Here is a 17,199-nt window from a genome sequence, read left to right as displayed (position 1 = left end):
GTTGATAAGGACGCTGCGCGCGAATATTCATCAAGGCCAGAAGCTATCACAAGCTTCATAAAACAGGCCGGATATATGGCCGCAACCTGTATCGGACATCGAAGCTTGAAGCCATTGCAAGCAGGGAGGAGACCATATATGGGTCGAGCCGTAGGCGACACCCAACACACCCCACTATTTCCCTGCTCCGTAAGCGCAAATATACTAATCGGCTGGAAAGGAATTCCGACACTTCAACCATACAACGAACAAGGACGTTAGCAATGTATTACCGACGCGCCCGCCAGGCCGGCGGCACCTACTTCTTTACCGTCAACCTTCAAGATCGCTCAAGTCATTTACTCACCGATCAGATAGCTCTTCTTCGCTTATCCTTCGCCCGGGTAATGCAATCCCATCCATTTCAAATAGACGCCATCGTTATACTGCCCGATCACCTGCATGCAATCTGGACACTACCAGTTGATGACCATGATTATGCGACACGCTGGCGACTGATTAAGAAGAATTTTTCAAGACAGATACCAAAGCACGAAACGATTAGCCTCAGCCGGCAAAGTAAGAACGAGCGCGCCATATGGCAGAGGCGATATTGGGAGCATCAGATTCGTGACGAAAATGATCTGAACACCCATATCAATTACATCCACTACAACCCGGTAAAACATGGACATGTATTAATTCCTGCTGACTGGCCCTATTCGAGTATCCATCGATTTATTCGCAATAGGTTATTGGAGAGAGACTGGGGTTCTCGCGAGGTGTTTGAGGGTAGATTTGGAGAAAGATGAGATCTACGAAACAGGCTTATGGGGTGTTGGGTGTCGCCTTCGGCTCGACCCAACCTACGGACTGATTTGCCCCTGCTCGCAGGGGCTTTTTTATACCTCTTCCGTGCTGGTATGACGTGACTTCGAATCCCTTTCGATCAGCATCAGCTTCCGCTTCTCCCGGTGCCACAGTTCCATAAAATCACGGGTGATTTTGTTCTGAATATCCCACGCCTGCTCTGACGGACAAAAAATCGTGAAACACGCCTGATCATCGCCGTTCTGGTTGGTGAAGATATGGAGTGACGGTGCTGGGCCAGAGATCTTCACATCCAGGCGTTTTTCGATCAGCGCGTTATAACGATTGGCAACCTCGTAGAAATCTTCACAGTATGCGGTTGCACGTTCCAACAGCTCCTGCTCGATGGTGAACAGGTTTACATCCGGTTCGCGGGTAATCGTGAAGGTGTGGGTTGCGTAACGTTTCAGGAAGTTCAGGTTCTTGATCGTATTCAGAAGCAACATATTGTTCGGCACAAACAGTGTTTTACCCGTGTGGCTGTACGATTCAATATCTACTTCCAGCAGCGTCAGTTTGGCCCAATCCGTTTCGGTCACCTCACCGGCATACTTACCCACCTGAATCCAATCGCCTATCTGAAACGGACGTGCAGATACGATATAGATAAACCCGATAATGCACTGAATGAATTCACGTGTAGCGACAACAAAAGCCACCACAAAGGCAGCTACCGACAGCGCGAATTGCTGCAGCTCTGCGGCCCAGAACATAAAGACACAAACCACAACACTCAGGTTAATCAGGTTTTTAACCACGTTAACCAGGTATCGCCTGTCTTCCCCTTTGGCTTTTCCGCGCCGTTTGATCAAAGCGGCAACTTTTAATTTGCACAGATACACAAACACCACAAACACAACGGTTGTGATCAGTTTGTGCTCCAGCACCAGTTGCTTGATTGTTCCAATAAACTCCATATACGGCATCCGCCCTTACTCCAAAACAGAAGAGACCGGCTACCCTGCCGGTCTCTGAATACAATTACATAGTAGTTCTTAATTGATCGACGCGGCGTACTAAGCGTCGTCGATCACGGGTCGGAAACTGGCCCGCCCCAAATTTATCCAAATCGGACCCAACAGCAGCGAGAGTGATATCACCGACAGTGCCAACTGGTAACCGGTGTCGGTAATGATGGCAGCCTGCAAGCCCACTGCCGCCAACACAAAGCTGAATTCACCGATCTGTGCCAAAACGGTCCCACCGTAGAAACTTTCCCGCCACTGGTAACCTAGCCCTCGAAGAATCAGCCCGTTGACCACTGTGCCTACAACAAACACCGCGATCACCACCAAGCTCACCTGCCACCAGTGCTTGATCACAAAATCCAGATCCACACTCATACCAACCGCCAGGAAGAACAGCGCCACAAACACCACCCGGAAGGGCTCCAGTTTGTGGTGCACCCACTGCGTCTCGCGAGCAGCAGATACCAGCATGCCAGCGATAAAAGCGCCCAATGCAGTCGACAGCTCGAGGAAACCGGTCAACAACGCCAGTCCAAAGCAGATCGCCAGTGCGGTAAACACCTGGATCTCATGATCCTTACGAATATGCTCACCAAAAGGCAGCTTCATTTGGCGACCGCTGAAGATCCATACCAGCAATCCACCCATCAACACCACGCCGATCAACTGCAATGACAGAGAGTGCATATCCACCTGCTGCCCACCGAACAATCCGATAATAATCAGCATCGGCACTACCAGCAGATCCTGCACCAGCAACACACCCAGCATATCCTGACCAAAGCCAGTACTCAGTTCATTGCGATCCTGCAGTAGTCGAATCACCACTGCAGAGCTGGACAGGCAGATCACAAATGTAAGCAATGCGATCCGTGCCCAGCTCCAGTCGTACATCAGGCCAATCGCCGCCACCGGCAGAAAGCTGAACACTACCTGCAACACCGTACCTATAACCGGAATCCGCCAACGCTCCCGCAGTTTCTCTGGCACTACTTCCATACCAACGAAGAACAGCAATAGCACTACACCCAACGCGCCCAGTCTGTGGACCAGATCGGCATCCGATATCAGCGCCAGGCCATGTGGCCCAATCAGCACACCTGCCAACAGATACGCGATGATCTGTGGCTGGCCCATAAACTTTAATAAACCTCCAACCATTAACACCAGAAAGATGGTGCCGACCATGGTTGGCAGTACAGGATCCATATGCATGAGGAAGCCTCAAAATACCTTTTAATATCTATCTGAAAAATAAGTTGGAAAACTACAACCAGCCCAACCGTTTTATCAGCCACACCTGCCCCAGCAGGATGCCGATAATCAGCACCAGCAATAACCAGAACGCCTGCGGCGAGGTCTCCCAGGGAAAACTGATATTCATACCCAAGAATCCAGTCAGGAAGCTCAGCGGCAGGAACAGGAACGTCACCAACGACAGCAGGTACAATGTGCGTGTCGTGCGTTCGTTTAAGTTACTGCGCACCTCATCCTGGAAGATCATCAAGCGGCTGATCGACATCTCAACCTCTTCCAGGCTCAGTTGCAGTTCGTTGGCCAATTCACGCCAGTCGGACTGCAACTCTGCGTCACTGGTGATATCCCGCTGCTGGCGCAACTGCGACAACACAATCCGCTGCGGCTGCAGGTAACGCTGTAACTCCCCCGCGCGTTTGCGTGCCATGCTGATCTCATCAACCGGCGGTTTGCCGCGGTCAAGCTGGCCCTCAATGTCCGAGACCAATTCGGTCAGTCTGTAGACCTCCTCGTTGATCTCTTCCTGGATCCAGCGCAGCAACGATGTGAGCAACTGCGCAGGTTCAAAGCAGGAATCCGACGAACCTATTTTTGTACGGACCTGTCGCAAAACCTCAGTTTCGTAGTGGCAGAGGCTGAAAATCCGTTTACGGTCGATCAACAATCGCAACGAAACCAGCCGCTCAGCTTCGGTAGTTGCTTGTGTATTGATGATGCGCAGGATAAGCACCAGGTTGCCATGTTCGTCGGTAAACGAACGCGGCCGGGTATTTTCGGTCAAGACCGCCTGGCAGCTGCTTTCAGGTAGATCGGCAGAGTGCTTAAGCCATTCGGCCGCATCAGGATCATTCCAGTCCAGCTCCAGCCAGAATGGCTCCCGTGACTGCAGACGTTTTGCAAGCTGCGCGTACTGCTCGACCGGCTGGCTTTCAGTACCCGGACGTACAAGCCGGGTGCGACGGGTCGATTGAATAGGAAGGGGTGTTGCCATGATTGTCTCCTCAAAGTGCCGCGGCATGCTGCACTGTTAAACACCTGAGGAGACAACAAATTAATCCTCAGGCCATATCATTAAAGTAGTCGTCGTATATTTCGCGTTCCAAACGACGACGTTCCATGCGGTCTTCAATATCACGGCGGTGATCCCGTGATTTGCGCCCCTTAACTCGAATAGGTTCGCCCTCTTCATCACCCCAAAGGTCATCCAGATCGCTACTGTGGTTCATATTCTGCCCACGTCCGCTTTTCCGGCGCGTACCTTTCTGCTCTGAATAATCCTCAGACCAATCATCGTAGTCGGAAGCGTACGCTTCCACATCTATTTTGCTCATTTCTCGACTCTCATCGAACATACAAACAACAAAGAAAAAACCGGAGCAACGTTAGTGCCACTCCGGACATGGCTCAGGCAACCTCGGTATTGCGGGTGCCTGCATCTGCCATCAAACCCACACGTGTAGTCGGTTTGATGGACGAAACCAGATAATCCAGAATATCGGATACCGGCTCTGGATTACTTAAGCCCTCTGGTACAAAAACCGGCTGGTGAATGATCTCCCGCGCAATTAGTTCATTGAGAATTGGCAGATAATCAAACCCGGTTTTGCCCACGTACAAGCTGCTGATATCACAACTTTTGTGGAGCCTTAACGCTTCACTGACACCACGCAGATACAAGTAGTCCTTGGTAAAGCCGCCACTGCGGTGTACCCGCACAGCCAGCTTGAAGGCCCCCCCTTCAGACATCTTTTTCTCCTCCAGCCGGTAGCTGTAGGTGTGCCTGAAGTCGCCGTACTTCAGCATCTCTTTCACCGCCAACACCCGCAGAGCCAAACCTTTCAGGCGCTCCAACGACATGTTGCCGCTGTGGTACTCATTCAAAATCGCCAACCCTTCCTGGGTCATGGTGTTACCCGGCAAGCCGAGCGAAAACACCTTTAACGGCTGCATCGCGGCATTCAACGTGGTGGCCATGTGCACACCCAACTCGTGATGCGTGAGCGCTGCCATCTCAGTTTCCGTAAAGCGTGCGTGTTTGTTTACGTACAACGTACGCTTGCTGTTGGATACCATTGCCGAGGCAACCAGTTTCCCGGACAGCTCGACCTTACAGTTCATGCCCCAGTCAGCGGCCCGCTGCCGGAAATACTCCGCCGCCTGATCTGCACCGATCTCTACCTCAGAGGCCGGACCGTGGGATGCCGCATGCAGCAGAAATCGCGCATTGGCTTCGTCTTCCAGGCTCGGTTCGCCGTAGTATTTCAGCGAGCTGTACACAAACTGCGGGCTACCCGCACTCACCAGCAGGTCGATCTTGCTGGAGAGCCCATCAATCACCTGGCAATACATCTGCTGCACACCGGGATCACGAATCGTGTCTACCGGCAGGCGGTACAGTTTTTCACGAAAGGCATAGGGATCAATCGCCAGCGGTTTGTACTTAAACTGCGGCTGATAGTTACCTTTGCGTGCAAAAAAGCGCCGCTTCTCCTGCTGAATATTGACAGGATTGATGTAGTGGAGTGTTTCCAATCCACGTGCCAAGCGATGCAACTCGCGGTCCACCGCAGTTATCGCCGGATCCATCTGCGATGAAAGCATGTCCAAACGACGGGTACGCGACTTACGTGTATGCCTCCGTGAGAAAAACGCACCAGTATCGGAGAGGCTATGTTTCATCCCCTCTTTGAGTTCATTGAGCAGCAACCGGTATGGCTCACCGGTCAGCTCATCCATGAACACTTTCTTCACTTCACAAGGCAGTACCAGCGTGTTCTCAAAACGGCTATTTACGTGCGCAATTAGATATCCGCGGCCATAAAACACTTCATCATACGCGGCTCGTACAGGTGTATTGGTCAGAGCTATTCTTCCCAATCCACGTTTGAATCTGTCCACCACTGGCCCCCAGCGATCCAAATCGATCTGCTCGGTACCAAGATTAAATGTTGGCGGATCACCATCCCGGCGCTTGTGGTTGTATGAGTGCACATCAAACACCACACAGGCGCCAAAGCGCTTTTCTAACTTCGCTACTAGCGCATCTAATACGGCATAAAACGCTTTGTGCTTGGATACACTCAATTTACGCTGCGCAGACGACAGGGGTTTATTCCAAACGTTTTTACCCCACGCCTTCTTGTAGATACAGGTCGCTACTGGACGGTTGAGATCATACTCATAGCGTGAATCCCGTCCTATGAGCGTGATCGGCATCGCATCAATCAACTCGGCGGTGAACGGATCTTCCTCGTACAGCCGCTCCTCTTCGGTCAGCGCGCAGTAGCTTTCCAATGAACTACGAAAATTGTGTCCATCGTGAATTGCGGTACAGATCGCCGGGGTGTAATCGTCAATTTTGAGGATGAATGCACCATCGGAAGACTCACACTCGAATGTTTCTCCGGCTGCAATCAGTTCCAAAATTCGGCGTTCAGATAGCTTCTGCATCTTCGATTACCTTGCGGAACGTACTCTTACGCTCAATAACACGCTCTTTTGCCGACACCACATTCTCAACAAAATCGATTACCAACACCTGCAGCTTTGTCCGGTTCAATCGGTTAATACGGGTGATACCACCCGGGCTCAGCACGTTTACTTCGATCAGTTTGCCGTTGATCACATCCAATCCAGCAAAGTACAAGCCATCACGCACCAGTTGCGGCCCGATTGCGCGACACAGCTCTTTCTCTTCTCGTGTCAGCTGGTGTTTCACTTCTTTGCCACCGGCATGGATGTTGGAACGTACGTCATCACCCGATGGTACGCGACGCATCGCGCCGATCGGTTCACCGTTCAGCATCAGAATGCGCACATCGCCCTGCTCGGCACCGGATACGTACTCCTGCAGGATCACGTAGTTACTCTGGTCACCGGAACCGATATAGAAATCCAGCAAAGAGCGGAAGTTCTGTCGTGCACTCTTCTCAATAACAATCACGCCCTGACCACCAAACCCATTCAGCGGTTTCATGATCATCTTGCCGGTCGGCGAATCACTCAGGACCTGCTCCAGGTATTCGCGGTTTTTCGACACATGTGTCGCCGGAATAAAGCGGCTGGCATCGCCACTGAACGACGCCGGATACAGCTTGTTATTGGCGATACGCAAACCATCGATATCGTTCATGATGAAGGTGTCGTTACGTACCGAATCCAGGAAGTTCAGCGCCACGGTATCCAGCGGAGGGTTTGCCCGCATGATGATCGCGTCGAACCCCGCCAACGGCAGCTTGCAGCGCTTGAACTCAGCCCGACGGTAAAACGCCGGGATGTTGCTCGTCAGCTTGTCTGTCTTTTTCAGTACGTTACAAAACGCATGCGCCACGCTGTCGCGAATTGTCAGACTGTTTGGCGTCGTAATCGCCACCGTATGACCACGGGCTGCCGCCTCGTGGATCATGCGCAAAGTAGTATCAGTCTCAGGGGAGACACGCTCCCACGGGTACATCAGAAAGCAAATTTTCAAGCCACTGCTCCATGCTGACCATTGTCATGGTCGATTTCGATTAGAATATCTAATGGTTAAATTTCAGGTAAAAAAAAGCAGCTAAAGAACGTGTTTCAATCGGTTCCGTTAGCTGCTTTATCGGGTGTTTTTAGTGTTAAACGTTAACCCAACATCAGACAGCTCCGTACACGTACGATTGATCCAAGTGCAGCATGGCACTGGGTGATCGTCTGTAACTGTATGACTGACTGTTCATCTCAGGATCTCTGTTAAACACTGAATTCACGGGCAATACAGGGAGTTTTGTATTGCGGATTTTTGCGATTAATTCGCTAGGACGTCCAGATTAGAGGCGCTTGTAGTCAACCGCTCTCTGCCTTACCTGATTGTCGTTCAGCCAGTTCTCGTACTCCAGTATCGATGCATCTGTCTGCAAGCACCTGTGAGTCGTAAAAACTGTACAAAATCTGGTCGTCCATTTTTTGTGGATTATTAGCCCAATCGGCATTACTGTAAAACAATGCTTTTTCATTGTTTTGATCAAATATTTTTATGGATATAGGACTACTCAGAACCTTCCTCGAAGTGTCTCGCACTCGCCACTTCGGTAAGGCCGCACAGAACCTGTACCTGACCCAATCCGCGGTCAGTTTCCGCATCAAGCAGTTGGAAGATATGGTGGGCGTGCCGCTGTTCACACGACAGCGCAACAACATCATGCTGACCCCTTCGGGGGAGCGACTGATCCAGCATGCGGAAAATATTCTGGCGGCGTGGCAGTTGGCACTGCAGGACGTAGGTGTGGCGGAGCAACAGGAAACACAGCTTATTCTGGGTGGCATCTCCAATCTGTGGGACACCTTCCTGCAGTCAATCCTGCCACAGCTGGCAGCGGACTTTCCCAGCATATCGATCCGTACGGAGATTAACTCCCATCTGGAGCTGACGCGCTCGTTGATTGCGGGGCGCCTGGATATTGCCGTGGTGATCGATCCGCCTACCCTGGCCGAGCTGGAGACAGTGCGTATCGGTAAGATCGAGTTGGTGTTGGTCTGTGATAAACCCGGCGCTAAGGTGAGCGACGCCGAAGAGATGGGCTATGTGTTTGTCGACTGGGGCACCGCCTTCAACCTTAAGCATGCCAAACTGTTCAAGAAGCCGGTTGCACCGATCCTGCATACAGAGCAGAGCCAGATCGCACTGGAGTTCCTGATCACCTACGGTGGGATGGCCTTTCTACCGAAGGCGCTGGTCGCTTCTTATATTGAGGATGGGAAATTGCATATGGTGGGCGGATCACGCCCGGCCAGCCGCAACGTGTATGCGGTGATGTCCAAAAGTGCAGCCCGCAAGTCCGAACTGACGGCCATCATCGACAAGTTGTGTGAATTGGAACTACGTCCACAGGCTAATCTGCAGCCTTCCTGATATTCAGATCCTCAACGCCCAAAACAAAAAAAGCAGACCTCAGCTTGCGCCGAGATCTGCCAAAATGGGGGCAAAGAGAGGAGTTTGCGTAAGACTCCTTGGTCCCGAAAATGCCCTCAGTACTCTTCACGCCTGACTCTGGAGCGATGAAGAACACACGATGGACCAGTCAGAGCACGGGGTGAACCGGGCCGGAGCTACACGGCCCGGTTCGAGTTTGGTTGGGCACTGGGAACGGCCTCGCACCTTCCCAGCGAACGGACCCAACCGAACGAGACTCGTTACGAGTTTCGTAATTAGCTCGGGAAGGAGAAAGAAACGCCTTCGCGAACACCGCTGGAAGGCCAGCGCTGAGTGATAGTCTTACGCTTGGTGTAGAAGCGTACAGCGTCCGGACCGTATGCGTGCAGGTCACCGAACAGGGAGCGCTTCCAGCCACCGAAGCTGTGGTAAGCCACAGGTACTGGCAGCGGTACGTTGATACCCACCATGCCTACCTGAATGTGATCAGAGAAGTAACGTGCTGCTTCGCCGTCACGGGTAAAGATACAAGTACCGTTACCGTATTCGTGGTCGTTGATCAGTTGCATCGCTTCTTCCATGCTGTTCGCACGAACAACCTGCAGAACCGGACCAAAGATCTCCTCTTTGTAGCTCACCATTTCTGGGGTTACGTTGTCGATCAGGGTCGCACCTACGAAGAAACCGTCTTCGAAGCCTTCAACCTGCGGGTTACGGCCATCAACTACGATCTTGCAGCCATCAGCTTCGGCGCTGTCGATGTAGCCGTTTACTTTCTGCTGGTGTGCACGGGTGATCACAGGACCGAAGTCGTTGCTGCGATCGCTGTATGCACCAACCTTCAGAGGCTTCATCGCTTCTTTCAGTTTCGCAACCAGGGTGTCAGCCGCTTCATCGCCTACTGCTACTGCTACAGACAGTGCCATGCAACGCTCACCGGAGGAACCGAATGCAGCGCCCAGCAGCTGGTTAACAGCGTTATCCATGTCCGCGTCTGGCATTACGATCGCGTGGTTTTTCGCACCACCCAGTGCCTGGCAACGTTTGCCGTTAGCGTTAGCAGTGGAGTAGATGTATTCAGCGATTGGCGTAGAACCTACGAAGCTCACCGCCTTAACACGCTCATCAGACAGCAGCACGTCTACTGCTTCTTTGTCACCGTTTACAACGTTCATTACGCCGTTTGGCAGACCCGCTTCCTGCAGCAGTTCAGCGATGAACATGGTGGAGGAAGGATCACGCTCGGATGGCTTTAGTACGAAGGTGTTACCGCATACGATCGCCATTGGGTACATCCACAGTGGAACCATCGCCGGGAAGTTGAACGGAGTAATACCGGCTACTACACCCAGCGCCTGGAATTCACTCCAGGAATCGATGCCAGGACCTACATTACGGCTATGCTCGCCTTTCAGCAGTTCTGGTGCGGCACATGCGTACTCTACGCATTCAATACCACGCTGCAGTTCACCGGCTGCATCGTGAGCGATCTTACCGTGTTCTTCACCGATCATTTCGCAGATCTTGTCAGCGTGCTCTTCCAGCAACGCTTTGAAGCGGAACATCACCTGTGCACGCTTTGCTGGCGGCGTATTACGCCACGCCGGGAATGCACGCTCTGCCGCTGCAATCGCTTCTTCTACAGTCTCAACAGATGCCAGTGCAACCTGTTTGCTCGCAGCACCAGTAGATGGGTTGAATACGTCTTGGGTGCGCGCAGCGTCTTCGCGCATTACGCCGTCAATCAGATGGCCGATCATAGTCATTAGTGTTACCTCGGTTTTTATTTTTCACCCGCCGGAGCCAAGCCCCGGCGCGCTAACTGACGGTGATGAAGCGTCAGGTAAATTCTTGTTAAGCCAATTCGTTAATAGAGTCACCAACGGCGTTGATCACGCTGTCGATCTCTTCAATCTCAGACGTAAACGGCATGCCCAGCTGAATGGTGTCGCCGCCGTAACGTACGTAGAAACCTTTCTCCCAGCACTTCATCGCGATCTGGTAAGGACGCAATGCCGGTTCGCCTGGAGCAGACTCGATGGTCAGTGCACCGGCCAGGCCGTAGTTGCGGATATCCGCGACGTACTTGGTACCTTTCAGGCTGTGCAGCATCTCTTCAAACTGCGGCGCGATAGATGCCACACGCTCGATCAGCTTGTCGTTCTGCAGGATGTCCAGGGACGCCAGACCCGCTGCGCACGCTACTGGGTGTGCGGAGTAGGTGTAACCGTGTGGCAGTTCCAGCATGTAATCCGGGCCACCAGTTTCCATAAAGGTGTCGTAGATCTCCTGCTTGGCGATCACGGCGCCCATTGGAATCACACCGTTGGTCAGCTGCTTCGCAGTGGTCATCAGGTCTGGTGTTACACCAAACTCTTCCGCACCGGTCTTGGAACCCATACGACCGAATGCACAGATAACCTCGTCGAAGATCAGCAGGATGTTGTGCTTGTCGCAGATCTCGCGCAGACGCTTCAGGTAACCTTTGGGTGGTGGAATTACACCGGCAGAACCTGCAACCGGCTCTACGATTACTGCTGCGATGTTAGACGCATCGTGGATCGCGATCAGGTCTTCCAGATCATCCGCCAGGTAAGCACCGGTTTCCGGGCTGCCTTTTACGAAGCGGTTCTCTTCCAGCATGGTATGTGGCAGGTGGATCGCGTCGATACCCTGGCCGTAAATAGTACGGTTAGGACCGATACCGCCTACACTGATGCCACCGAAGTTCACACCGTGGTAACCCTTGGAACGACCGATCAGGCGGGTCTTGCTGCCCTGACCTTTCTTACGCCAGTATGCACGTGCAATCTTCAGCGCAGTCTCAACGGATTCAGAACCGGAACCGGTAAAGAACACACGGTTCAGAGTATCCGGCATCATCTCAGTGATGCGGTGGGCCAGTTCGAAGGATTTAGGGTGTCCAAACTGGAAAGCTGGTGCGTAGTCCAGCTCTTTCAGCTGCTTGCTCACCGCTTCGGTGATTTCCGGGCGGCTGTGACCTGCACCACAGGTCCAAAGACCGGACAGGCCGTCAAAGATCGTACGACCGTCAGCGGAGGTGTAGTAGTTACCCTCTGCAGATACGATGATTCTAGGATCTTTCTTAAAGTCACGGTTGCCGGTAAACGGCATCCAGTGCGCATCAATCTGTTCTTGTGATAGACCGCAAATAGTCTGGCTATCGTTCTTATTATTCATCTGCCACCTCATTCATAATTGCAGCGTGGATCAATCTTATGAGGTCCATTATGGCGATGCTGATACGTTGTTAAATTCAAACGTTTTGACGTTACCTTAAGTAAATACTTAACTATCGTTTTATTCACGCCGAAACCTGAATGGCTTTGCTAAGCTGATCTAAACGAATCCCGGGAAGTCCAGAACATGTCCACCACCCACGCCGTATCCATTGCCGAGCTCAAAGCCCTTATCGACGCAGGTTCCATCCTCAACACCTACATCATCGAGAACGACGCAAAGCGGTATCACGTGATGTGCAGTTCAGTCACTGGACAGGAACATCTGCTCGCTCTGAACGGAGAGCAACCCAGTGACTTTGATACGTTGGATGACGCTGCACGCTTGGTGCAGTCACAGGGACTGACACGCATCTACCTGCATATGTTGGATAAGGGTTAATAGAAAGAAAGCTGCCAGCCACAAAAAAGCCCCGACCTCCATTTACTGAGATCGAGGCTTTTGCTTGTTACGCCAAGATCAAGGATTAGAACTCTTCTTTATGAACAGCCCACCCCTGTTTACGGCACGCCTTTTTCACCTGCCGTGACATGGCGTCAGGTCCGCAGACATAACAGGTTGGACGGATGCCGGTAGCGGCAATTTCCGTTACCAACGCCTGCCAATCCGGGCGGACACGATGCAGGTGCAAACTGCCGATCGCCTTAAGCTTTTCCTGCTCTTCCAGCGACAGTCTCTGATCACCGGTGAAATAGAAGTGCCAGTGACATTGCACATTGTTGTGCTCACAGAGTTTTTCCAACAACGGACGTATCCACTTCATCAGTGCCGGTTCACGCAACACCCAAACGAGATGCAGGTGATAAGGCTCTGTCGGCTGCTTCTTCAGTTCACGTAGCAAACTCAGGAACGGCGTGATGCCGATGCCGCCGGCGACCATAAACCAGTCTTTACGACGGGTCGCATGGGTAATCGGGCTGGCATACGGACCACGTACATCGATATCCAGCTCACAGGCATCACTATTGCCTAACGTGTCTCGCAGCGCGTAGGTCCAGTCTCCCTGAGCACGAACCTTCAATACCAGCTTGTCAGGATCGTTACGGGAGCCGGTGAGCGAGAACGGGTGCCACTCTCGACACAACACCGTGGTGCATTGCTTTTCACTCTCAGTACGGTCGGAGAACAAGCCTGGAATTCGCAGATCCACGTAATGACCGGCGCGGATTTTCAAGCGTTCCGGACGCTTGATCTCCAATCGCAATAGGTCATCGGTGATTGCGGTCAGGCGCGAAGGCTGGCGGCGGTATGTTCGCGAACGTTTCGACAGGTAAAACTCAACGAACAACACCACCGTCGGTGCCACAATCCACTCCAGACTTGGAATATGCAATAACCCCAGAATCGCCAGCAGATAACCTAAGAGGTGCAGTTGCTGGAAGTGATGATGGTGGCGCTTGCGGAACCGCTCCAGCGAGGTGTACCAAACCACAAAGAACAGCACAAACATGACCAAACCGCTGACGTTAATTCGGAACTGGCGTGACAACCACCCTTCATCACTCAGCGATACCACATCATCGTATTTGGTGAGCGGCATCCATTGAATAGCATAGGTTTGGGTGGAGGTTCTGCTGTGACACTTGGTGCAGTCCTCCTCCATGATGGGTTTGACCTGCTCTTCATAACCTTCCTGCGTTCGGCCGTTTTCAATCCACTGACCCACCACATCAATGGATTCGTCTTCACTGACAAATTCATACATGGTGGTCCGCATGGAGCGCACCAGGTCAGACTCTTCGGCGAAGAGGACCTTGGTAAACGGCTCACTGAGGGTATTCAGGTAAAGCAGATACTGGGTGCCGTGCACCAACGTGAATACGATGCAGATATGGCCCAACCATTTGTGCAACGCATTGGCATTCTCAATCGGCAACCACTCCCCAACCCAGGAGCGACGCAATACGGAGAGACCGTTTCGCATCACCGGCAGCCAGAGCACCACCAGCACAAGCAGCAACACATAGGAGCTGGCGCGGGACAGTCTCAGGTAGATATTCGTGGTGTCGTTGGATTCGTAGGTATAGCCGATCCAGAACTGATAACCCGCCAGGCCCAGCATCAGGGTCAACCAGGGCAGGTTTTTAAACCAGAGCCGGCGACCAGCCAGCCAACTGCTCATTGATGCCAGCCAGGAGCTTCCATAGCTCGATTGAGTGCTGAAGGAATCACTCATGTAAGTCCCCTATTCACAAATGCGGCCCCATCGGAGCCGCAGTCATACTTACTTCTCAAACACCATGCGGTAAGACTTGGTGTGGTGGATGTGGTTGATCTGTGCGTTATCAAACACAGTCACACCAAAGAAGTACGCATCGCTCAGGTCATCAAACTGAACATCACGTGCCTGGCTGTGCTCATGGTTGGTCACCAGCTTACGCTTGATCTCCAGCGTCCAGTAACCATCTTTGTGAACACCTTTGGCGGCAATGTCGGCACGAGGACCTTCGAATGGACCAGTTACGTGGCCACCCACGATGTCACCTGGCTTGAAGCCAACATCTTCAAAAGGAACCTTCAACTCTTCCTTAACCCAGTACGTATTTTCCGCACTGAGTATTTTGTTCATCCATACCGGGGTATCGCGGCCTTTCTCTTTGTTGTAGTAGTAACCACCACCGGTTTTATCGTCGCTGTGGCGTCCCCACTCTTTGCTTTCGCTACGGGCGTGGTCGACGTACTGGTCATCCATCTGATTGTTGATGTTGGTACGCGCTGCTTTCCAGTGCCACATATCGATGGTTTCACCGGCTTTCTTGGTGTAGTGACGACCGGCAGAGGTGTCCTTCACACCATCGAGCAATCCATCGTCGTCCGGCATGTGGCATGAGCGGTCACAACCCTTCTTCTTGAAGCCCTTCTCACTGATGTTCCAGAAGATGGAGGCCTTATCTTCGTAGTAGGTGTTTTCGTGCTTGGTCGAGTCCTTGTTTTGCATACTCTTCCAGCTACCGTCTTCCTGTTTGACCCAAGGGTAACGTTCGAGGCTGTGTGTCGGATCTTCCCAACGCAATAGGAAATAAACGTGTTCGCTGTCGTATACAGAGCGCATCTCGACTTCGGTTTGTGTCATACCGGTGTAACCGTTGTTCGGCTCGTACGGTGTCTCATCAAGTTTGATGTTGATCGGCTTGGCGTTAGCCCAAATTTCGTCTGCGACACCATCGATGGTGACCGGTTGATTGATAACGCGGGACTCCAGCGTATCGATAGCGGCCTGTGCCAGAGGTGACAGTAGCGCGGTCGTCGCTACGCAGCATGAGATAGCAGTTTTTTTCATGGCTAGTAAATGGTCCAAACATTTGTTTTAATTTTGGGACGCGAATATTATTGATAATCGTTATTATTATCAACGTTGTTTTCTGTACTTTATATACTATTTCTTGTAATACTATCTGCTAACAGTCAGTCTGCTACTGGTGTAGCTTTCTCAAGATTTATTGCTTATAGATCAGAGAATTAGCCCTATACGGGACACCAGTATTAGTTGAAACACACAGAAATGGCCGGATGGCGTATGTGAACAATGCAATCCGTAACACCGGCTATCGCTTCTAAGGAAACCGAATGAACGTAAAAGCTTTATCACTGGCAACCGCCCTTCTGGCCAGCTCCCAATCTGTATGGGCGGCGGAATACACCGTAGAAATGAGAAACGCGAGTATCGATGGCACGATGGTATTCGTACCTTCCGTTTTGAATGTGGAAGTCGGGGATACTGTGCACTTCGAGCCGACCGATCCCGGCCACAACTCAGAAACAATTGCGAACCTGATTCCGGAAGGTTCTGCCGGGTGGAAAGGCGGCATCAACGAGAAGATCAGTATTACTATCGATAAAGAAGGCGTGTACGTCTACAAATGCCTGCCACACACCGCGATGGCTATGGTTGGAGTAATCGTCGCCGGCGAAGCTACGAATCTCAGTGAAGTGAAGCAAAATGCAGCAGCACTAAGCAGCACATTTGCAGTACATAAATACCGCCTGGAAGAATACCTGGAGAAAGTGAGATAACGCCTGAAGAGCTTGCTTAGCACTTAACGCTCAGCGTAAGCGCATGATGGATGTGGTCGAAGATATCTGCAGACTCGACCGCTATGAATGGTTGTTCCGGGGAAGTGCTCTGGCTATCCGCCAGCATAAGCTGATGAACGGTTATTGGGGGCAGTTTTTCAAAACACTGCGCCAATTCTTCCGCGGCATACCAGATCTCATTCGAGACGGTTGGCAACGCGGCCATTGCACAGCCCGTTGCCACCAATTCACCGCGATCCAACTGCAGTTGGATTTCTCTTGCTCGCTGCTGGATCGCATCGTTTAGCTCTGCTTCTAATGCAGTAACCAACCCTTTAGACAAGGCTCTATGCGCCCCACTGCTGCTGGGTGAAGATCGCCTGACGCATCGCTAATAAACCTGCGGTAATGCGCATGGCCTGATCGATCGCCTGGTCGCCCTCCTGCGCCTGTTGCAGGCTGGCTACGTGGCTGCGGAAACAGTTATAGCCGCCATTAACCATCGAGATTGCAATACAGGCATAGTGATAGCCGGTTTCATCATGCACATTGATGCTTGAGAACGGACGCATGTTCAAAACATCCAATGAACCACCTGCATTCACCTGGGCAAAGTTGCGGCTGAAGAAGTACGGATTGGTCACCGACATACGGCTCAGTGCGAAGCGCACATCACGTTTTTCCGTTTCGGTCAGCTCGCCGATTTCAGCTTTCACCAATTCCAGCAGTTGATCATCCTTAGCAGCCATCACTGCTGACCAAACCACGTAACGTTTGTGACTGTCAGACATCATTTCCTCCGCCAACGCCTGCATGAGCATCTGCGCCTGATCTTCACAATCTTCAAAACACTGCAGCGAACCCAGCTCAACGCTCATAGAAATCTCCAAACCGAAATTAATGGAAAGCGCAAAAGTGTACAGATCTGTTCACTTCTATACAATACAG

The 17,199-nt window shown here is 51.9% G+C and carries 16 protein-coding genes; 4 read left to right on the top strand and 12 right to left on the bottom strand.

The annotated features are described in order from the left end of the window. Positions 1–263: 263 nt before the first annotated feature. Positions 264–791, top strand: a complete 528-nt coding sequence (locus tag ACEQ15_RS07125) for a transposase (protein WP_370278441.1) — start codon at positions 264–266, stop codon at positions 789–791. A gap of 90 nt (positions 792–881) precedes the next feature. Here ACEQ15_RS07125 and ACEQ15_RS07120 read toward each other — a convergent pair whose 3' ends face one another. From ACEQ15_RS07120 to gshB, 6 genes are all read right to left on the bottom strand, one after another. Beyond that, the gene (locus ACEQ15_RS07120) at positions 882–1,766 is read right to left on the bottom strand and encodes a mechanosensitive ion channel family protein (RefSeq protein ID WP_370278440.1); all 885 of its coding nucleotides are present in this window, start codon (positions 1,764–1,766) and stop codon (positions 882–884) included. Between the two features lie 99 nt (positions 1,767–1,865). After that, entirely contained in the window at positions 1,866–3,032 is a 1,167-nt protein-coding gene (locus ACEQ15_RS07115) for a cation:proton antiporter (protein WP_370278439.1), read from the bottom strand. A gap of 52 nt (positions 3,033–3,084) precedes the next feature. Then, positions 3,085–4,065: a CorA family divalent cation transporter gene (locus tag ACEQ15_RS07110; protein WP_370278438.1), complete on the bottom strand. Its 981-nt coding sequence runs from the start codon at positions 4,063–4,065 to the stop codon at positions 3,085–3,087. A 67-nt stretch (positions 4,066–4,132) separates the two neighbouring features. Next, entirely contained in the window at positions 4,133–4,405 is a 273-nt protein-coding gene (locus tag ACEQ15_RS07105; RefSeq protein ID WP_370278437.1) for a PA3496 family putative envelope integrity protein, read from the bottom strand. A 73-nt stretch (positions 4,406–4,478) separates the two neighbouring features. Continuing rightward, positions 4,479–6,524: a flavohemoglobin expression-modulating QEGLA motif protein gene (locus tag ACEQ15_RS07100; RefSeq protein WP_370278436.1), complete on the bottom strand. Its 2,046-nt coding sequence runs from the start codon at positions 6,522–6,524 to the stop codon at positions 4,479–4,481. Next, a complete protein-coding gene (gene gshB, locus ACEQ15_RS07095; RefSeq protein ID WP_370278435.1) occupies positions 6,508–7,545 on the bottom strand; it encodes a glutathione synthase in 1,038 nt (345 codons plus the stop codon). Before gshB ends, ACEQ15_RS07100 begins: the two co-directional genes overlap by 17 nt. Before the next feature lie 534 nt (positions 7,546–8,079). Here gshB and ACEQ15_RS07090 point away from each other — a divergent pair. Further along, positions 8,080–8,955, top strand: coding sequence for a LysR family transcriptional regulator (locus tag ACEQ15_RS07090; protein ID WP_370278434.1), 876 nt, complete (start codon positions 8,080–8,082; stop codon positions 8,953–8,955). Positions 8,956–9,251: 296 nt separating this feature from the next. Here ACEQ15_RS07090 and ACEQ15_RS07085 read toward each other — a convergent pair whose 3' ends face one another. Together ACEQ15_RS07085 and ACEQ15_RS07080 are read right to left on the bottom strand one after the other, a co-directional pair. After that, positions 9,252–10,742 (bottom strand): CoA-acylating methylmalonate-semialdehyde dehydrogenase, encoded by a 1,491-nt coding sequence (locus ACEQ15_RS07085; protein ID WP_370278433.1) that lies wholly within the window; start codon positions 10,740–10,742, stop codon positions 9,252–9,254. A gap of 88 nt (positions 10,743–10,830) precedes the next feature. Beyond that, positions 10,831–12,177, bottom strand: coding sequence for an aspartate aminotransferase family protein (locus ACEQ15_RS07080; RefSeq protein WP_370278432.1), 1,347 nt, complete (start codon positions 12,175–12,177; stop codon positions 10,831–10,833). 186 nt (positions 12,178–12,363) lie between these two features. Here ACEQ15_RS07080 and ACEQ15_RS07075 point away from each other — a divergent pair, with 186 nt between their 5' ends. Next, positions 12,364–12,618 (top strand): hypothetical protein, encoded by a 255-nt coding sequence (locus tag ACEQ15_RS07075; protein ID WP_370278431.1) that lies wholly within the window; start codon positions 12,364–12,366, stop codon positions 12,616–12,618. An 85-nt stretch (positions 12,619–12,703) separates the two neighbouring features. Here ACEQ15_RS07075 and ACEQ15_RS07070 read toward each other — a convergent pair whose 3' ends face one another. Together ACEQ15_RS07070 and ACEQ15_RS07065 are read right to left on the bottom strand one after the other, a co-directional pair. After that, positions 12,704–14,413, bottom strand: coding sequence for an NADPH oxidase family protein (locus tag ACEQ15_RS07070; protein ID WP_370278430.1), 1,710 nt, complete (start codon positions 14,411–14,413; stop codon positions 12,704–12,706). A 48-nt stretch (positions 14,414–14,461) separates the two neighbouring features. Then, positions 14,462–15,517 (bottom strand): ethylbenzene dehydrogenase-related protein, encoded by a 1,056-nt coding sequence (locus ACEQ15_RS07065; protein WP_370278429.1) that lies wholly within the window; start codon positions 15,515–15,517, stop codon positions 14,462–14,464. A 287-nt stretch (positions 15,518–15,804) separates the two neighbouring features. On the opposite strand from ACEQ15_RS07065, the gene ACEQ15_RS07060 reads away from it, so the two are divergent. Beyond that, entirely contained in the window at positions 15,805–16,251 is a 447-nt protein-coding gene (locus tag ACEQ15_RS07060; RefSeq protein ID WP_370278428.1) for a pseudoazurin, read from the top strand. A gap of 16 nt (positions 16,252–16,267) precedes the next feature. On the opposite strand, the gene ACEQ15_RS07055 is transcribed toward ACEQ15_RS07060, so the two are convergent. Then, complete coding sequence (locus ACEQ15_RS07055; protein WP_370278427.1) at positions 16,268–16,594, bottom strand: hypothetical protein; 327 nt, start codon at positions 16,592–16,594, stop codon at positions 16,268–16,270. Positions 16,595–16,598: 4 nt separating this feature from the next. Beyond that, on the bottom strand, positions 16,599–17,129 hold the full coding sequence (locus ACEQ15_RS07050) for a hypothetical protein (protein ID WP_370278426.1): 531 nt from the start codon (positions 17,127–17,129) through the stop codon (positions 16,599–16,601). Between the last annotated feature and the right edge of the window lie 70 nt (positions 17,130–17,199).

The sequence above is a fragment of the Pontibacterium sp. genome (assembly GCF_964228735.1).
In the GTDB taxonomy this organism is placed as follows: Bacteria; Pseudomonadota; Gammaproteobacteria; order Pseudomonadales; family Balneatricaceae; genus Pontibacterium.
The sequence above is the reverse complement of the archived record's forward strand: the minus strand, read 5'-3'. Positions and strand labels throughout refer to the sequence as shown.

Excerpts from the sequence above, each read along its gene's own strand:
- ACEQ15_RS07115 (WP_370278439.1), bottom strand. The coding sequence starts at position 3,032 with ATGCATATGGATCCTGTACTGCCAACCATGGTCGGCACCATCTTTCTG.
- ACEQ15_RS07105 (WP_370278437.1), bottom strand. The coding sequence starts at position 4,405 with ATGAGCAAAATAGATGTGGAAGCGTACGCTTCCGACTACGATGATTGG.
- ACEQ15_RS07110 (WP_370278438.1), bottom strand. The coding sequence starts at position 4,065 with ATGGCAACACCCCTTCCTATTCAATCGACCCGTCGCACCCGGCTTGTA.
- ACEQ15_RS07065 (WP_370278429.1), bottom strand. The coding sequence starts at position 15,517 with ATGAAAAAAACTGCTATCTCATGCTGCGTAGCGACGACCGCGCTACTG.
- ACEQ15_RS07080 (WP_370278432.1), bottom strand. The coding sequence starts at position 12,177 with ATGAATAATAAGAACGATAGCCAGACTATTTGCGGTCTATCACAAGAA.
- ACEQ15_RS07125 (WP_370278441.1), top strand. The coding sequence starts at position 264 with ATGTATTACCGACGCGCCCGCCAGGCCGGCGGCACCTACTTCTTTACC.
- ACEQ15_RS07090 (WP_370278434.1), top strand. The coding sequence starts at position 8,080 with ATGGATATAGGACTACTCAGAACCTTCCTCGAAGTGTCTCGCACTCGC.
- ACEQ15_RS07070 (WP_370278430.1), bottom strand. The coding sequence starts at position 14,413 with ATGAGTGATTCCTTCAGCACTCAATCGAGCTATGGAAGCTCCTGGCTG.
- ACEQ15_RS07120 (WP_370278440.1), bottom strand. The coding sequence starts at position 1,766 with ATGGAGTTTATTGGAACAATCAAGCAACTGGTGCTGGAGCACAAACTG.
- ACEQ15_RS07075 (WP_370278431.1), top strand. The coding sequence starts at position 12,364 with ATGTCCACCACCCACGCCGTATCCATTGCCGAGCTCAAAGCCCTTATC.
- ACEQ15_RS07060 (WP_370278428.1), top strand. The coding sequence starts at position 15,805 with ATGAACGTAAAAGCTTTATCACTGGCAACCGCCCTTCTGGCCAGCTCC.
- ACEQ15_RS07050 (WP_370278426.1), bottom strand. The coding sequence starts at position 17,129 with ATGAGCGTTGAGCTGGGTTCGCTGCAGTGTTTTGAAGATTGTGAAGAT.
- ACEQ15_RS07100 (WP_370278436.1), bottom strand. The coding sequence starts at position 6,524 with ATGCAGAAGCTATCTGAACGCCGAATTTTGGAACTGATTGCAGCCGGA.
- ACEQ15_RS07085 (WP_370278433.1), bottom strand. The coding sequence starts at position 10,742 with ATGACTATGATCGGCCATCTGATTGACGGCGTAATGCGCGAAGACGCT.